This is a genomic window from Comamonas sediminis (genome assembly GCF_041107495.1).
Classification (GTDB): Bacteria; Pseudomonadota; Gammaproteobacteria; order Burkholderiales; family Burkholderiaceae_C; genus Comamonas; species Comamonas sediminis.
Genome location: NZ_JBGBDC010000004.1, coordinates 239,203 through 254,940, shown reverse-complemented (window position 1 = coordinate 254,940; position 15,738 = coordinate 239,203). Strand labels below are relative to the sequence as shown.

Annotated in this window: 14 protein-coding genes; 3 read left to right on the top strand and 11 right to left on the bottom strand. The window is 63.8% G+C overall.

What is annotated here, in order from left to right:
• Positions 1-16: 16 nt before the first annotated feature.
• From AB7A72_RS11315 to AB7A72_RS11305, 3 genes are read right to left on the bottom strand one after another with little or no spacing between them, the layout of a single operon-like run.
• Positions 17-1,000 (bottom strand): Bug family tripartite tricarboxylate transporter substrate binding protein, encoded by a 984-nt coding sequence (locus AB7A72_RS11315; protein WP_369460017.1) that lies wholly within the window; start codon positions 998-1,000, stop codon positions 17-19.
• Positions 1,001-1,052: 52 nt separating this feature from the next.
• Positions 1,053-1,883 carry an SDR family NAD(P)-dependent oxidoreductase gene (locus tag AB7A72_RS11310; protein WP_369460016.1) on the bottom strand — a complete coding sequence of 277 codons (831 nt, stop codon included), beginning with the start codon at positions 1,881-1,883 and terminating at the stop codon, positions 1,053-1,055.
• Positions 1,883-3,106 (bottom strand): ABC transporter substrate-binding protein, encoded by a 1,224-nt coding sequence (locus tag AB7A72_RS11305; protein ID WP_312461086.1) that lies wholly within the window; start codon positions 3,104-3,106, stop codon positions 1,883-1,885. Before AB7A72_RS11305 ends, AB7A72_RS11310 begins: the two co-directional genes overlap by 1 nt.
• A 277-nt stretch (positions 3,107-3,383) precedes the next feature.
• Between AB7A72_RS11305 and AB7A72_RS11300 the strand changes: the two genes are divergently transcribed.
• Positions 3,384-3,941: a GNAT family N-acetyltransferase gene (locus AB7A72_RS11300; RefSeq protein WP_369460015.1), complete on the top strand. Its 558-nt coding sequence runs from the start codon at positions 3,384-3,386 to the stop codon at positions 3,939-3,941.
• A 142-nt stretch (positions 3,942-4,083) separates the two neighbouring features.
• On the opposite strand, the gene AB7A72_RS11295 is transcribed toward AB7A72_RS11300, so the two are convergent.
• The 6 genes from AB7A72_RS11295 to AB7A72_RS11270 form a co-directional block, all read right to left on the bottom strand.
• A complete protein-coding gene (locus AB7A72_RS11295) occupies positions 4,084-4,707 on the bottom strand; it encodes an ANTAR domain-containing response regulator (protein WP_239812571.1) in 624 nt (207 codons plus the stop codon).
• Positions 4,708-4,709: 2 nt separating this feature from the next.
• The gene (locus tag AB7A72_RS11290) at positions 4,710-5,855 is read right to left on the bottom strand and encodes a transporter substrate-binding domain-containing protein (RefSeq protein ID WP_369460014.1); all 1,146 of its coding nucleotides are present in this window, start codon (positions 5,853-5,855) and stop codon (positions 4,710-4,712) included.
• A 141-nt stretch (positions 5,856-5,996) separates the two neighbouring features.
• A complete protein-coding gene (locus tag AB7A72_RS11285; RefSeq protein WP_369460013.1) occupies positions 5,997-7,799 on the bottom strand; it encodes a nitric oxide reductase activation protein NorD in 1,803 nt (600 codons plus the stop codon).
• 13 nt (positions 7,800-7,812) lie between these two features.
• A complete protein-coding gene (locus tag AB7A72_RS11280; RefSeq protein ID WP_369460012.1) occupies positions 7,813-8,655 on the bottom strand; it encodes a CbbQ/NirQ/NorQ/GpvN family protein in 843 nt (280 codons plus the stop codon).
• 5 nt (positions 8,656-8,660) lie between these two features.
• Positions 8,661-9,143 (bottom strand): AmiS/UreI family transporter, encoded by a 483-nt coding sequence (locus tag AB7A72_RS11275; RefSeq protein ID WP_239812575.1) that lies wholly within the window; start codon positions 9,141-9,143, stop codon positions 8,661-8,663.
• Positions 9,144-9,217: 74 nt separating this feature from the next.
• Complete coding sequence (locus AB7A72_RS11270; RefSeq protein WP_239812576.1) at positions 9,218-10,255, bottom strand: aliphatic amidase; 1,038 nt, start codon at positions 10,253-10,255, stop codon at positions 9,218-9,220.
• A gap of 631 nt (positions 10,256-10,886) precedes the next feature.
• On the opposite strand from AB7A72_RS11270, the gene AB7A72_RS11265 reads away from it, so the two are divergent.
• Positions 10,887-11,186: a hypothetical protein gene (locus AB7A72_RS11265; RefSeq protein WP_369460011.1), complete on the top strand. Its 300-nt coding sequence runs from the start codon at positions 10,887-10,889 to the stop codon at positions 11,184-11,186.
• A gap of 112 nt (positions 11,187-11,298) precedes the next feature.
• Here the strand turns inward: AB7A72_RS11265 and AB7A72_RS11260 are convergent, their stop codons facing one another.
• Positions 11,299-13,071, bottom strand: coding sequence for a hybrid sensor histidine kinase/response regulator (locus AB7A72_RS11260; RefSeq protein ID WP_369460010.1), 1,773 nt, complete (start codon positions 13,069-13,071; stop codon positions 11,299-11,301).
• A gap of 9 nt (positions 13,072-13,080) precedes the next feature.
• Positions 13,081-13,755 (bottom strand): response regulator, encoded by a 675-nt coding sequence (locus AB7A72_RS11255; RefSeq protein WP_369460009.1) that lies wholly within the window; start codon positions 13,753-13,755, stop codon positions 13,081-13,083.
• A gap of 462 nt (positions 13,756-14,217) precedes the next feature.
• Here AB7A72_RS11255 and AB7A72_RS11250 point away from each other — a divergent pair, with 462 nt between their 5' ends.
• Positions 14,218-15,600, top strand: coding sequence for a midcut-by-XrtH protein (locus tag AB7A72_RS11250; RefSeq protein WP_369460008.1), 1,383 nt, complete (start codon positions 14,218-14,220; stop codon positions 15,598-15,600).
• The last annotated feature ends 138 nt before the right edge of the window (positions 15,601-15,738 follow it).

The window sequence follows — 15,738 nt, the reverse complement described above, 5'->3', positions numbered from 1 at the left end:
TGAGGGCCCCCTGCCCTCATTCCTGGGTAATGTGCTTTTCTCGGATCACGGCGGCCCAGCGCGGGCGCTGGGCATCCAGGTAAGCCGTGAAGTCTTCGGGGCCGAGCAGGTGCAGCTCGCCGCCGGGGCGGGTGACGCCCTCGGCCACCGTGGGCACTTCCACCACCGCGCGCAGATCGCGGTAGATGCGCTGCTGCAGGGCTGCGGGCACCTTGGCGGGCATGAAGAAGCCAAAGAAGCTGCTGCAGCTGTAGGGCTTGAGCTCGGGCGCGGACGACTGGGAGAACGGGGTCAGCGGCAGGGCGCTGCGCACCGGTTTGTCACTGGCAACGCCCAGCACCTTCATGCGCCCGGCCTGTACATAGCTGACCGAGCTGGGGGCATCGAGCAAGGCGGCCACCTCTCCAGCCATCAAGGCATTCAAGGCCGGGGCATTGCCCCGGTAGGGCGCGTGGATGATGTGCGCGCCGACGGCCGAGGCCAGCATCTCGGCACAGATATGCGGGCTGGAGCCGACGCCAGATGAGGCAAAGGCCACCTTGCCATCGTTGGCACGCATATAGCTGGCGAACTCGGCCAGGTTGTTGGCGGGCACTTGCTTGCCGACATAGAGCACGCTGGGTGACTCGGACACCATCATCAGCGGCTTGAGGTCCTGCGGGTCATAGGGCAGGCGGGGCATCATCAGCGGGTTGGTCAGGTAGCCCAGACTGCTCAGCAGCAGGGTATGGCCATCGGCGGGAGCCCGGGCGACCAGGGCCGTGCCAATGGTGGTGCCGCCGCCGGGACGGTTGTCGATCACCACGGGCTTGCCCCATTTCTCGGCCAGCACCGGCGCAATGGCGCGGGCCACCTGGTCGGTAAAACCACCGGCCGCATAGGGCACGACGATGGTGACCTGCTTGTCAGGGAACTCCGCCGCCTGTACCACCGCCCCGGCCCAGGCGCCGATGAGCACGCCCCAGCTGGCGGCCCGCTTGAATTTTTGAGAGATAGACACGGCAGGTCTCCATCACAAAATATGTTGTTGCTAGGGGCTGGCCCGTTGCGGCCTAGCCTGCGGCAGCGGCCTGGGGCAAGCGGCTCTGCGCCGCCTGGTCCTGCCAGGCCTGTTGGGGCAGCGAGGCCATCATGGTGTGGGCCAGTCCGCCATCGACCACCAGCTCGGCACCGTTGATGTAGGCAGCCGCATCGCTCAGCAAGAAGCTGACGGCACCGGCTATATCACCCGGCTCACCAATGCGGCGCAGCGGCACGCGCTGCTCGCGGTGGGCCTTGGCGGCCGGGTCGGCATAGGCCAGCGCGGTACCGGGCGTGGCGATCAAGCCGGGTGAGAGCGCATTGGTGCGCACACCCAGCGGGCCCCACTCGGTCGCCAGCTGGCGCACCAGCATCAGCGCTGCCGCCTTGCTGGCACTGTAGGCGCCCAGCGGCGGCGTGGCATGGCTGGCCGACACCGAGGTGATGACCACGATGCTGCCGCCACTGGCACGCAGCGGCGCCAGGGCGGCCTGGGCCAGCAGCAACGGCGCCCGCGCATTGAGCGCAAAGGTCCGGTCCCAGTCGGCGACTTGGTAATCGCTCAGCGCACCGGGAAAAGCCGCGCCCGCATTGCTGACCAGCCCATCGAGCCCGCCCCAGCGCTGCACGGCAGCAGCCACCGCCTGGGCGGCAAAGTCCAGCCCCGACAGATCACCCGCCAGCACCTGGACCTGGGCGCCCAGCGCTTGCAGCTCGGCGGCCAGCGCATCCAGCTCAGCCGCATGCTGGTCCAGCAGGGTCAGCTGCGCCCTAGCGCCCTGGTCATGGGCATCCTGGGCCAGGCGCAGCGCAATGGCGCGGCCAATGCCGCGTGCGGCACCGGTGACGAGGGTGCGGCCCATCACTGCCCCTTGAGCAGGTCGCAGACGCTTTCGGAGGCGGGGCGCCAGGCGTCTTCCGGCGCGATGGTGCCGATGATCTTGTAGTAGTCGAACTTGGCCTTGGACTCCGCCGGTGTCTTGACCTGCACCGCATAGAGCGGCCGCAGCACCTGGCCATCGGCCCGCACCTTGACCTGCTTGGAGAAGAAGTCGTTGACCGGCAGCTCGCGGATCTTGGCCGCTACGGCCTTGCCCTCGTCGGTACCGGCGGCCTGCACCGCCTGCAGGTAGTGCGTGGTGGCGCTGTAGGCACCGGCCATCAGGTAGGTGGGCGCGCCATTGTTGTAGCGCGCCATGAAGCGCTTGGACCAGGCCCGGGTCTCGTCGTTCTGGTCCCAGTAGAAGGGCAGCGCCAGCTGCAGGCCCTGGGCCACATCCAGGCCCATGGCGGTGACGCTGTTGATCGTCATGCCAAACACGGCGACCTTCTGGCCGCCCCGGGCAATGCGGTACTCGGCCGCTTGCTTGAGCGCGTTGGACAGATCCAGCCCCGCGTTGATGATGACAATCGCCTCGGCACCGCTGGCCTGCGCCTGCAGCAGGTAGGACGAGAAATCGGCCGTGCCCAGCGGATGGCGCGTGACCCCGGCCACCTTGCCGCCCCCCTCTTTGATAAAGCGCGTGGCCTCATCCAGGTAGGCCTGGCCAAAGGCGTAGTCGACCGCGATGAAGTAGAAGCTCTTGACGCCTTGCTTCAGCAGCGCCTTCACCCCCGCCTTGGGCATCGCGTAGGAGTCGGCAACGAAGTTGAAATTCATCGGCGAGCAGGCCTTGTTGGTCAGGTCGGCCGTCGTGGTGCCTGCGATCAGGTAGGGCTTGCTGCGCTCCTTCATCAGCTGGGCCACCGTCAGCGCGATCGACGAGGCGGAGTTGCCGACGATCGTGTCGAACTTCTCCACATCCAGCCAGCGGCGGGTGATGCTCAGGCCGATATCGGGCTTGTTCTGGTCATCGGCCACCACCACCTCGATGGGCTTGCCCAGCACCTTGCCACCAAAGTCCTCGACCGCCATCTTGACGGCCAGCGCATGGCCGGGCCCGCCGTTGCCCGAGTAAGGCCCCGTCTGGTCCCCCATCACACCAATGCGGACCACGTCATCACTGACCTGGGCCCAGGAAGCAGACGGCGCGGCCATGGCCGCGAGTAACGACAAAAGCAATGCATGCGGGCGTACAGATTTCACGTTGTCTCCTTGATCAGCTCTTTTTTTGCGATGAACCGTGTCTTTGGCCGGCCGTCCAGATCTTGGTGTTGGACTACATACCTGCCGACAGGTAAATAGTACAAACAAAAGCCTGAATGGCTTTCAGTGCTAACCCTTGGTCGCTGGGAGGGGTGTGTTTTGCCCGGGGTGGATGGGGCTTGGGGTACGGCGCACAGGCTATGCTGGCTGGCATCCAAGGCCTGAGAAGCGCCACAGGCGCCCTGCGCTCGGCTTTGTTCAACCCATGAAAGCGCCGATGTTCCCTGACAGTGTCGACACCCCCATCCAAACACCCCGCCTGAGCTTGCGCCTAGCCGGCCCCGGCGATGGCCAAGCCGTTTACGCTGCCGTCGTAGAAAGCCTGGACAGCCTGCGCGCCTGGCCCACCTCGCTGCCCTGGGCACTGTATGAGCCCTCGGCATCCGCCTCTGAAGACTTCTGCCTGGCGAGCATGCGTGACCGCGAAAACGGCACGGGCCTGGCATTTCTGGTGTGGGACCACCAGCAGCGATTGGTCGGCAGCGTGGGCCTGCACACGATCCGCTGGGACATTCCCAGCATGGAGATGGGTTTTTGGATGCGCACTGGCATGCACCGAAACGGATTTGCGAAGGAAGCGGTCACGGCAGTGCTGCACTTGGCATTTACGCAATTGAAGGCGCGGCGGGTGTTTGCGCGCACCGATGAAGACAACGCGGGCAGCCGCGCGACCTGCGCCAGCGCGGGGATGCTGCTGGAGGGCGTGATGAAAAATGAGCGCATCACCCCTTCGGGGCAATTGAAGAACGGCTGTCTCTATGCCTCTACACGGTAGCCGGCGAGTGCAGTAATGGGACGGCGGCGGGATGGGCAGATGGGCTGCTGCGGGCTGTCAGCCTCGCCTCGGTGCCATGCGCCCATGGCCATCTCTGCAGCAGACCGAGGGTCTTCCACGCCTCCCCACAACCCGGCTGCAATTACTCGGGCTTGCCTTTCATCCCCAACAATTCGCTCGCGCCGATGATGGCCTGGGCGATCTCTTCGACGGATACGCGCTTTTTCATGGCCTGCTCGCGCAGCATTTCGTAGGCGCGGTCTTCACTGACCTGGTGGGTGGCGATGAGGATGGCTTTGGCGTCGGTCACACGGCGTTGGCCCAGCAGCTTGTTTTGCAGTTTGTGCACGTGTTGCTGCATCTGCCGGTGCTCCTTGTGGATCTGCCGCGCAACGACCAAGGTGGAGAGCAGGCCAAAGGAGCGAATCGGCGAAGGCAGGACGGCCTGGGCCTTGAGCTCCAGCACGGCAGACACGATGGTGGGGTTTTCATAGTTCACCACCGCGACCAGGGCGGGCGCCTGCTCGCCGCTCGCCCACGGCATGAGCAGGTGTAAAAAATCAGGGCGTACCGCCAACAGCACGATATCCGGGTCGCCCGGCAGCTGCTGCACCGGTGGCCAGACGCTGCGCACCTGGCAGCCGATACGCTGGAGCTGCTGGGCCAGCAGCAAGCCATCGGCATCATCGGGGTGCATCAGGATGATGTTGAGTTGCCGCAGCTCTTTGAGGTGCTGCGAGGTGGCGCGGGGCTGCTGCTGGTTCACGCTCAGACCTCGGTCTTCACCGTCCAGTCGCCCAGGGAATGGGTGACCAGATAAGGGTCAGGCGATACGGCGCGTTTGGCCTCGCGCAGAATGCTGAACGCTCCTTGCGCATTGGCCCGGCCAATACGGGGGTAGACCCAGGTGTGGTGGTTGCCGGGATCGATGCGCACACGCCCCTGCGGGGCATCAAACTCGCTGCCCAGCAGGTGAGGCAGCAACTCGCTGACGGTGTCGCTGCCCGAGCGGCGAAAGGCATTGGCGAACATATGCATCTGAAAATACGAGGCTTCCCAGCACAGATTGGGGCGGCAGTCATCGCCGAATAGCCGTTTGAGGTGGGCCAGGCAGCGCTGGTTGGCGGCAGATGGGATCGACTGGAAATAAGGCGCCGAGGTGATGTGGCCGGCTGCGATGTCAAAGCCCATTTGTCCGATCTCGGCCTCCGACGTCGTGAGGCTGCAAATCGGCATTTCCCTGGTGTCGAACCCGGCATCGGCATAGGCGCGGTACAGCCGGGCGGTGGAGTCGCCGACCACCGTGGAAAAGATGAAGTCAGGGCGCTTCTGGCGCACATCGTCCATGACGGTCTGGTAGTCCTGCTCGGTGGCCGTCAGCGGCAGGTAGCGCTCGCCGAGGATGTCGCCCTCGGGGTGCTGCAGAACCAATTCGCGCAGTATGCGGTTGGATTCATACGGGTAGATGTAGTCCGAGCCGATGAGGTATACACGCGCACCAAAGCTGCTGGTCATGAAATCGGCCAACTGCACGCTGTTCTGGTTGGGGGCGGCGCCGGTGTAGATGATGTTCGCCGAGAACTCGAAGCCTTCGTAGAGCGTGGGGTAGAACAAGAGCTTGTTCCATTTCTCGACGACGGGCAGCACGGCCTTGCGGCTGCTGGACATATAGCAGCCAAAGATGGTGTTGACGCGGTCGTGCATGATCAACTGCTCGGCCAGGCGCGCGTACTCGGCAGGGTTGGACGCCGGGTCGTAGCGCACGGCCACCAGCTCCCGCCCAAGAACGCCACCGGCGTTGTTGATTTCGTCGATGGCCAGCAGGCTGCCCTGCAGCTGCGATTGACCGATGGTGGACGTGGTGCCAGTTTCCGAAAAAAGAATGCCGACGCGCAAGGGATCGTTGTTTGCCAAAACCTGTCTCCTGGTCTGTCCCGCACCCCTGCGCTGTGCAGTGGAGCGGGCACGGTGAAATGGCTGCAAGCCAGCCAGCTTAGCGCAACTGCGGGCGCTGGCTTGCCTGTTCTGTGCCAGGCTGGACAGCGCCCTGCGCATCTAGCGCCCAGCGGCCAGGCGCGCGCTCATCCTGGTCAGGCGCGGCACCAGTTGCGCGGCATCGTCCGCGATGTCGTAACCCCGCCAGCCGAAGATGTGGCGCACATAGGCATCGGCCTGGGCATCGACGGCCAGACAGCAAACGCGCACACCGGCACGCTTGGCTTCCTGAACGGCATGCCGCGCGTCTTCGATCAGGTAGCGCTTGTCGTGCACATCGATATCGTGGGGCGCGCCATCGGTGACCACCAACAGGCTGCGCTGCCCTTCAGGTTCGTTGCGCAGCAAGCTGCTGGCGTGGCGCAGCGCCGCGCCCATGCGGGTGGAAAAGCGCCCGCGCACCGCCTGGATCATCGCGGCCGTGGCGCGGCTGTGCACCTGGCCAAAATCCAGCAAGCGGTAGTAGTTGACTTCGGCACGGGTGTTGGACGAGAACGCATGGATGGCCAAGCGCTCAGCGCTGCGCGAGCTGGCCTGCGCCAGCAACCATGCGGCCTGCTTTTCCAAAGCCAGCAGGCTCTGGCCCTGGGGGCCTAGGTCGTTGACCGATTCGGAAATGTCGAGCAGCACCAACATGCTGCCAGGGCGTGGGCCCTTGCCGGCGCGCATGAAAAGGCGCGGATCGGGGCGCAGCTGCATCCGCATGTCCACCTGCACCTCGATGGCTGCATTGAGGTCCAGCGCATCGCCCTCCCACTGGCGGCGAAGCCGGTGGTGCCGGTCGAGGATGTGGGGATGGCGCAGCGCCAGACGGTCAACACGGGTGGTACTGGAGGGGCGCGGGCCGCCGATCTCGCTCAGCCCCTGCCACGCGGGGAGTTTTTCGATCACCTGGCACCAATCGTGCTTCATCTGCTCGCGCTGGCAGTCCCATTCCGGGTAGTGAAAGCGGGCGATCTCGAACTCTTCGGCCGCCTGGGGCGTTTGCGCCGGCTCGGGTGGCTGTTGCGCGTCTCTAGGGCGCGCCGCCTGCGGTTGCGCGGCGGCCTGGGGCAGATGCAAGGCCTCGTCCTGGTTGTCTTCAGATTCGGGATGCGCCCAGAGGTAGCTGTTGTCATCCCGGTAGAGCGTAGGCCCGGCGTAGTGCTGTGGATCCATCCGCACGCGCATCTGGCCAAGGTCATTGGCGAGGATGGAGGAAATGGCACGGAATGCCGCATAGTCTTCCAGTCCATGCCGGTGCACCGTGTCTTCAAAAAGTTGCTGCGCCTTGTGCACCCAGTGGTTGGCGCTACCGCTGTCCACCTGCAACAAGATCCGGTCCAGCCGCGCGATGAAGGCGGTGAAACCCAGGTCTCCCGCCTCGGGCTCAGGCGCGATCTGCGCCTCGAACCAGGGGCGTGCGCCGGGGTAGTCGCGCAGCAACAGGCGCTCGGCGCGGGCGTCTTCTATCGCCGAGACGACCGCCATGCCCATGGGCTTCAAGGCCTGGCTCGGCTGGCGCGCGGGTGAATGCAGCAGATGCGCCGCAGCATGCGCCACCATCGCGGTGTGCCGGTGGCTCCGCTCAGCGTCGGGCACACCGTGCAGCGGCGGCAGCACCAAGCGCACCGCGCTTGAAGACGCCCCCTCGTCTGCAGCCAGCACAATGGCGCGCTGCGCAGAGGCGGGTCGGGCCGCTGCGCCGCCCAGCAGTCCGCCCGCCTGCTGACGCGGGCTGGCAGCCTGCAACGGATGGACTTGCACCTGCGTCAACGCCAGACCGGATGCCAGCCTGGCCAGGCGCTCAAAAGCCAAGGTGTCGTCGTCGATCCAGGTGGTGGCGGAGCGCTCGCTGTACAGAGGCGCGGATGGTGGGGCCATGGCGGTGTGCTTTCTAGTTACCAAATTTGGCATGCACGAGTTTCTTCAGCGCCTCGGTGGTATCGGGGTCATCCGTCAAGGCCTGGGTGATGGTCATGTCGCAGCTGTCGGCGGGCGATACACCATCGCGCATCAGCAAGCCGGCATAGATGAGCATGCGGGTGGAGGCGCCTTCATCCAGGCCATGGTGTTTGAGCGCGCGCGTGCTGTGGGCCAGCGCGACCAGACGCTCGGCCTGCGCATGGTCTATGCCCGCTTCGTGCGCGACGATGTCGGCCTCGGTGGCAAGGTCGGGGTAGTCAAACTCCAGCGCGGCAAATCGCTGCCGCGTCGAGGGCTTCATGTCCTTGGCGCTGCTCTGGTAGCCGGGGTTGTAGGAGACCACCAGCTGAAAATCCGGATGGGCGTGCACGACCTCCCCTTTCTTGTCGAGCGGAAGCACACGGCGCGCGTCGGTAAGCGGATGGATGACGACCGTCGTGTCCTGCCGTGCCTCCACGACCTCGTCGAGGTAGCAGATGGCACCGTAGCGCACCGCCATGGTGAGCGGCCCGTCGTGCCAGGCCGTGCCATCGGCATCGAGCAGGTAGCGGCCGACCAGGTCAGAGGCGGTCATGTCTTCGTTGCAGGCCAGCGTGATGAGCGGGCGCCGAAGCGCCCAGGCCATGCGCTCGACAAAGCGCGTCTTTCCGCATCCGGTCGGCCCTTTCAGAATCAGCGGCATACGGTGCCGGTAGGCCTGTTCGTAAAGCGCGATCTCATTGCGCGCGGACCGGTAAAACGGCTCTTGGGCCAGGCGGTACCCGGCCAGCGGGTCATCGCCGCGAGCGGCTAACAGAGGGTCTTTTGCGTTCATCATGTTCACCATTTCCCCGTCAACAACATCAAACCTGGAATCCAGCAGGTCACAATGCCCACCAGCACCGTGTAGGCCGCCAGAAAGCGCAGTTGCTTGCCCAACCCCAGCGCAAGAAAGAAGAAAAACCACAGACTCGACCAGACCAGCCACATGGCGATGACGCGGACATCACCCGCAGTGGCGGCAAATGCCAGCGCGCTGACCGCTACAAACAGACAGTACCAACCCAGGCCCACGCCCTTGAGGGCCCACCACTGCACCACCGCCAGGTACAGGTAGGTGAAAGCAAAAAGCAGGCCGCCTGCGGCAGCGAAAAAATCGGGGTCGGTGTCTGCACGCAGAATGCCTACGGCATTGAGGAACAAAGCCAGCAAACCCACGAGCAGATTGACCGGCGCAGAGTCCCGCGCATCCATGCGGCCGCTCAGCCCCACACCGTTGACGATCAGCACGACACCAATGAAAAAAAGCGCAATACCCAGCATGCTTGTCTCCTTGTTTTTTATCGGATGGCATGGCTGCGCGCTACCGGGCGGCCATGCCCACTGGGGTGCCGGCTTTAGCGGTGCTGGGGCGCTTCGTGCGGAATCCCCTCTATGGGGCATTCAGGGGTGCCCACTGTCGTGCGCGTGAACGACTCGACCATCTCGCGCGTTCCCTCGGGATCGTTGACCCACTGGCTGTAGAAGCTGTAGGGGCAGGCGGCAACGCCCTTGTCGCCGTCGCCCGAGTTGATGGTGCCGGTGTAGCCCCGGTGCACCAATTTGAAGAGGTGGTTCTGCGACTGGCCGTTCTTGCGGGCGTCGCGAATCAGCGATTTGGACAGCTCGGCATACTGGATGCCCATTTCCTCTTCACCCGTCTCGCCCAGGGTGCGGCCGTCAAAACCGATGATGGCCGAGTGCCCGAAATAGGAGTAGACCCCGTCAAAGCCCGCCGCATTGGCCACGGCCACGTAGGTGTTGTTCATGAACGCCATGGCCTTGGACACCATGATCTGCTGCTCTTTGGCCGGGTACATATAGCCTTGGCAGCGGACGATCAGCTCGGCGCCGCGCATCGCACAATCGCGCCAGATCTCGGGGTAGTTGCCATCGTCGCAGATGATCAGGCTGATCTTCATGCCCTTGGGGCCTTCGCTGACATAGGTGCAGTCGCCGGGATACCAGCCTTCGATAGGCACCCAGGGCATGATCTTGCGGTATTTCTGCACGATCTCGCCCTGGTTGTTCATAAGGATCAAGGTGTTGTAGGGCGCCTTGTTGGGGTGCTCTTCATGGCGCTCTCCGGTGAGCGAGAAAATGCCCCAGACATTGGCCTTGCGGCAGGCATCGGCAAAGATGGCCGTCTCTTCACCGGGAATGGCCGAAGCGGTCTCGTACATCTCCTTGGCGTCGTACATGATGCCGTGCGTCGAATACTCGGGGAACACCACCAGGTCCATGCCCGGCAGCCCTCGCTTCATGCCCACTACCATGTCTGCGATCTTGCGGCAGTTGTCCAGCACCTCGGCCTTGGTGTGCAGGCGTGGCATCTTGTAGTTGACGACGGCAACCCCTACGCAATCATTGCTGCTCGAAATATCTCCATGTCTCATGGCTGTGCTCCAGGTTGGTGAGAAAAAAGTGCGACTGGTCCGGCGGGCAGCAGCGCAGGGGTTTCAGAGCAGCGTAGGCAAAGCTCCGCCTGCGAACCCATGCAGGGTTCGGAAAACGGGAATGCAAAAGCAGACAAAAAAAAGCCCGAATCGACTCTGGAATGAATCGATTCGGGCTTTATTGCCGGACATCTGCGCTGGCAACCTTGGCAGCTGATGTCAAAATCTGCAACGAAATCTGCGTGGCGTTGGTCCGCCGCCAAGCCATGTTAAAGCGATTGTGGCGATGGCCGCCTAGAACATCTACCGGTTGCAGCTGGTGAGCGATGGTGGTATTTGGCAAGCCGCGCCTGGCCCTCTGCAGGAACCGGACCGATGCGCGCCAGGCACAGCACCTATGGGCACAGCGGTGCAAGGCTGGCAGTGCAGCACCCCCGCGCGCTGGTCCAGTGCCCACCAAAACCACCTGCCGCCGTGGCCGCCTGCGCAGACAGCGCGATGCCCAGCTTGGCCTGTTTGGCCGGGGTGGCTCCGGTTTCCTGTTTTTCGGCTACATTCGCGATCGTAATCAGCACCATGGGCCCAACCATCTGCTGAAGGCCCCAACCACTGCAACGAAAGCCTTTCCACCATGAGTCTCGTCACCGATCTTATCGCCGGGGTCGCGGCGTTCTTTGCCGATGTATGGGTGTTCAGGCGCCAGCGCCAGAAACGGGGCCATGCCAGTCGCGGCATCGCCGATGACGCCATCGCAGTGGCCCGTTTTGACTTCGTCACCGCTGTGTGGATCGCGCTGGTCAGCATCGGCCTGACCCTGCTGCTGGTGTTGGGCTTCGGTGTCCCCGTAGCCTGGGGAGTCGGTATCGGGGTCGTCGTCGCAGCGGTAGGGGGCTACCGACAATACGCGCAGCTGCTCCGGGAGCCGCAGTGATGCCGGTCCTTGGTACCGGGCTGATCGGGCACGCGACCGGGGACCGGTAGCAGCCTGTCTGCGGCCTGGGCCGCCTGGGCTGCGCGCATGCCCCAAGACCATGGCGCAGTGGCTAGGGGTGCAAAAGCCGGATCAGCGCCTGCTGCAGGTCCGCCGTGGATACCGGCTTGTGCAGCAGCAGGGCCGCCGTGGACTGCGCATCACGCAGGCGTTGCGGCGAGGTGTCTCCGGTAACGATGATGGCGGGCACGGGATGCTGCCCATGCTCCCGCAGCAGCTGCAGCGCTTCCTTGCCGGTCTCGCCGTTGCGCAGACGGAAGTCGGTGATGATCGCATCCGGAGGCTGCTTTGTGGCGCTGAGCTGCTGCAATGCATCCGGTCCCGACTCGGCGCAGGTGCAGTGGCAATGCCAACTCTCCAGCAGCGATTGCATCGCGCGCCGTGCCGCCTCGTCGTCATCGATCACGACGATGTGCAGCCCGGCCAGGCGGTCTTCGGATGCAGCAGGGGCTGCAAGCGGGTCCGGCACGCTCTGCAGCGCACCCGACCACAGCGGCAAACACAGGCGGAACACCGAGCCACGCCCGGGCAGCGAGCGCACGTCGATGCGGGTATGCAGTTGCAAGGCCAGGCGTTGTGCGATGGCCAGACCCAGTCCCAGGCCCTTTCGGCGGTCGCGCTCGGGGTTGCCCAGCTGGTGGAACTCTTCAAAGATGGACTGCAGGTGCTCGGGCGCAATGCCGCAGCCGGTGTCCCACACCTCCAGCGCCAGTTGCTGGCCCCGGCGCCGGCAGGCCACCAGAACGCCACCGGTCTGCGTATAGCGCAGCGCGTTGGACAACAGGTTGCGCATCACCAGATCCACCAATGCCTTGTCCGCCAATGCCGCTGCCGTGGTTTCCCGCGAGCGGTAGACCAAGCCTGCGGCATCGGCCTGCGCTCCGAACTCCCGCTCCAGCGCACTCAACAGCGGCTGGATGGCAAAGGGTGCCTCCTGCGTGCGCACGACCCCCGCTTCAACGCGCGAATAGTCCAGCAGCGTCGTGAGCATTTCGGATGCGGCGACCGAGGCGGCGCGCGCATGCCCCAACACCTCTGCCTGCCGCTCCGACAGGGCGCTGCGCTGCAGCGAGTCCAGAAACAGTCCCAGCGCGTGCAGCGGCTGGCGCAGGTCGTGGCTGGCGGCGGCCAGAAATTTCGATTTGGCCCGGTTGGCGGTTTCTGCGCGGTCGCGCTCTTTCTTCAACTGATCGACCAGCGCGGCATTCTCGAAGCGCAGGCGCACGCTGTCCACCAGCGTGCGGTAGGAGACCCGGGTATAGAACAGGTTGGCGCCATACAGACACAGCGCGAACACCCCGTAGACGAGCGGCAACCCATGCCCCTGGCCCAGGTTGCGCACCGCAAAGGGCAGGATCAGCAGCGTTTGCGCTGCCACGGCTGCTGGAGGAAACGCGGCGAAGGAGGTGATGGAGCCACAGGACATGCCCGCGATGACAAAGGCCAGGAACGCCAGCAACTGCGGCTGGTCTGAAAGGTAGAACGCCCAGCCCATGGCGCCCCACAGCGCGCTGGACAGCCCGCAGGCCACGGCAAAGCGCCAGGCCCAGACCCGGCTGGCGTCGGCCCTTGCGGCCATTGCGGGGTTCTGCGTATGGCGGCTCCAGCCACGTGCCAGCGCAATGCGTGCAAGCGTTACCAGCATGATCGATGCACCCCAGGCCAGCAGTAGCGCGTGCGGCAGATGGGACCAGAAGACGGCGACCGCTGGAATGGGGATCACGAAATTGATGAACAGCATCGCGTGCGACTGCCGGTAGAGCAGATCCACGAGAGCCGTCTGCTCGGCGGCGCAAAGAGGGGCAAGGCTTGCGTCGTTGGGCATACCAGGCCTTCAAGCCGCGGACGCAGGCCCGGCATAGGCAGGCAATACATCCACCAGGCCCAGGTGCTGCGCGCGCAGCAAGGCGGCGCTGCGGTTGTCGACGCCCAGTTGCGCAAAGATCGCTGTCACATGCCCACGCACTGTGCTTTCGCTCAAGTCGAGCTGCCGCGCAATGACCTTGTTGGGCTTGCCGGCACTCAGCAGGCGCAACACATCACGCTGACGCGGCGTAAGCGCGACCCCATCCGGCAGCGGGCCGGAGGACGCTGGCACCGCAAAGCAGGGCTGCCCCGCCAGCACCGCGCCGATGGCCTGCAGAATGTCATTGCCGCTGGCGGACTTCGACAGAAAGCCATCGGCGCCCTGTGCGCGCGCCTCGCGCACGCCATCAGGCGCCACGCTGGCCGACACAAACACGATACGCGCCTGCGGAAATGCCTTGCGCAACGAGGGCATGCCATCGAACCCGTTCATGCCGGGCAGCATGATATCGAGCAACACCAGGTCAACCGCCCCACCCCCACCCGATGCTGGGGCACGCTGCGCGAGCGCACAGGCCTCGGCGATGGAGCCGGCCTCGGAAATGGCACCCACCTCCGGATGCTCCTGCACGATCAGGCGCAGACCTGTCCGAAACAAGGCGTGGTCATCGATCAACAGCAGATGGGCGGGACGGGCAGGCATATGCACAGTATGACGCGGACCGCGTGCAGGCAACCCCAGCTATTTGTCCTATAGATGGATGGCAGTACCGCTGCTGATGCGGGCTGACCGCTGCGGCGGCCAGGCGCTCCAGGGGGATCGTATGCAGACCCCATCGAATGGGCGCGGACCAGATGAGACGCAAGAGGTCGTTTGAAATCAGTGCAATGCGATAGACAAGAAAGACAACGCCGTAAATCGCCCGGGCCCGCATTCTGGCCACGGCAGGGAGTTTTGCAGATAATCCCTAGCACATCCAGATATTAAAATTCTTTTATTAATTTGAAATATCTTTGGTTTTCTTAAAAAATTCATTGGAAAAGCATTTTATAAGCCATTAATAGGGATAGGAAAAACACGCATACAGAAAATAATAAATCACCAAAATAATGGTGCTGCACTGGAATAACTTCAGCTAGATATTCTCAAACGAGAGGCGGCGCCATGATAAATTTCAAATCCTGTTTTGGCAGAGCACGACAGCGCATGATGTGCAGCTTGCTGCTTGTGCTTGGCGGGCTGACGCAGGCGCAAGCGCAGGATTCATCGTTGCTGGTGTGTCCCGCTGGCCAAATCTACATGTCCACGCTCCAAGCCTGTCAGATAGTGTCGGAAGCGACCTATCTCAGCGCGTCACCAGACTCAGGGAGTACGCCTTCCGGCGCGGACACGATCGCCATTGCCAATGTGCTGGCGAATGACACGGTGTTTTGGAGTATGGATGACACCTTTGAGCCGGACAGGGTGGAGCCAGCCAGCATCCACTATTTTCAACTGGCCGTGGTAACCCCGGCGTCCCATCCGGGAGTGACGCTGAATACATCGACGGGTGCAGTGAAAGCAGCCGCTTCGGTGCCCCCGGGCAGGTATTCAATGGAATACCAGGTGTGCTTCCCTGGGGGATTCCGAATGAATAATTCCACCGGCGAGATGACCGCAGAAACCTTGTCGGAAAAATGCGCTCCACCGACCGCCATATCCATCACGGTCACCGACCAGGTCGTGAACACCTGCGACATATCCTTGGGCTATACGCCGGTGGTCACGGTGCCTGTGGGACCTACCACGCCAGTTCCCAGCCTGGGCATTTTTGCAGTGGCAGCATTGGCAGCACTCATCGCAGTGCTCGCCTGGCGCAGCCGCCACGATGGCTACAAAGCGCGCATGCTGGCCATCGCAGGCATGGCAGCGGCGGTCAGTCTGTTGTCGCTGGGGGGTGGATCATGGATCGAATCAGTGCGCGCAGCGGGCCCTTATGAACTTGTCAACCCAGCGGGAGGCACGCTGGCAGACAGCAGCGTGCCCTACGCCGATCCTGCGCCGCTGCTGACCGTCACCAACACCAGTGGCGTGCGCATGCGCATCACCGCGAACGGCAATTCCGCAGAAACGGGAAGCTGCGCGGTGAATTCAGAAATCGCACCGGGCGCCAGTTGCACCACGCAAGCCTATTCATGCACACCGCCCGCGCCGCTTCTGCCCATCAGCGTCACCGCTGCGCCCACCAACACCTGCACGACGGACATCATTGCCAGCTACCCCTACAACTCGTCCGAGCCACTGGATGGACTGCTCTATGCGTATGCACCGCGTCTCGTGAACGAGCCCACCTTCAATGAGACGGGCGTGACGACCGTCAGCAGCTATGTCCGCAATGCCACCGAGGCCACCTACGACAGCAACAATTTCGTGTCGAACCGGGAAGCGCTGACCTCGGGGTTCACCATCGTCACCTCCACCGCGCCGGACGGCTATGTGTTTGTACCCGGCAACACCAAGACAATGACCTGGACACTGCCGTACTCCTGCTGGAACGAGCCGCAGTAAATCTGGCAGTTGCCGATGATGCAGGCTTGATCAGCGGCCATGCGTAGCGGAACAAGCCTCCACCGTCTGATGGCCCCGGGTCTTGATGGCCGGTGGCCGCGGCAGACCGGCCCGTTGGCGGTCCAGCCGCTCCGGCGC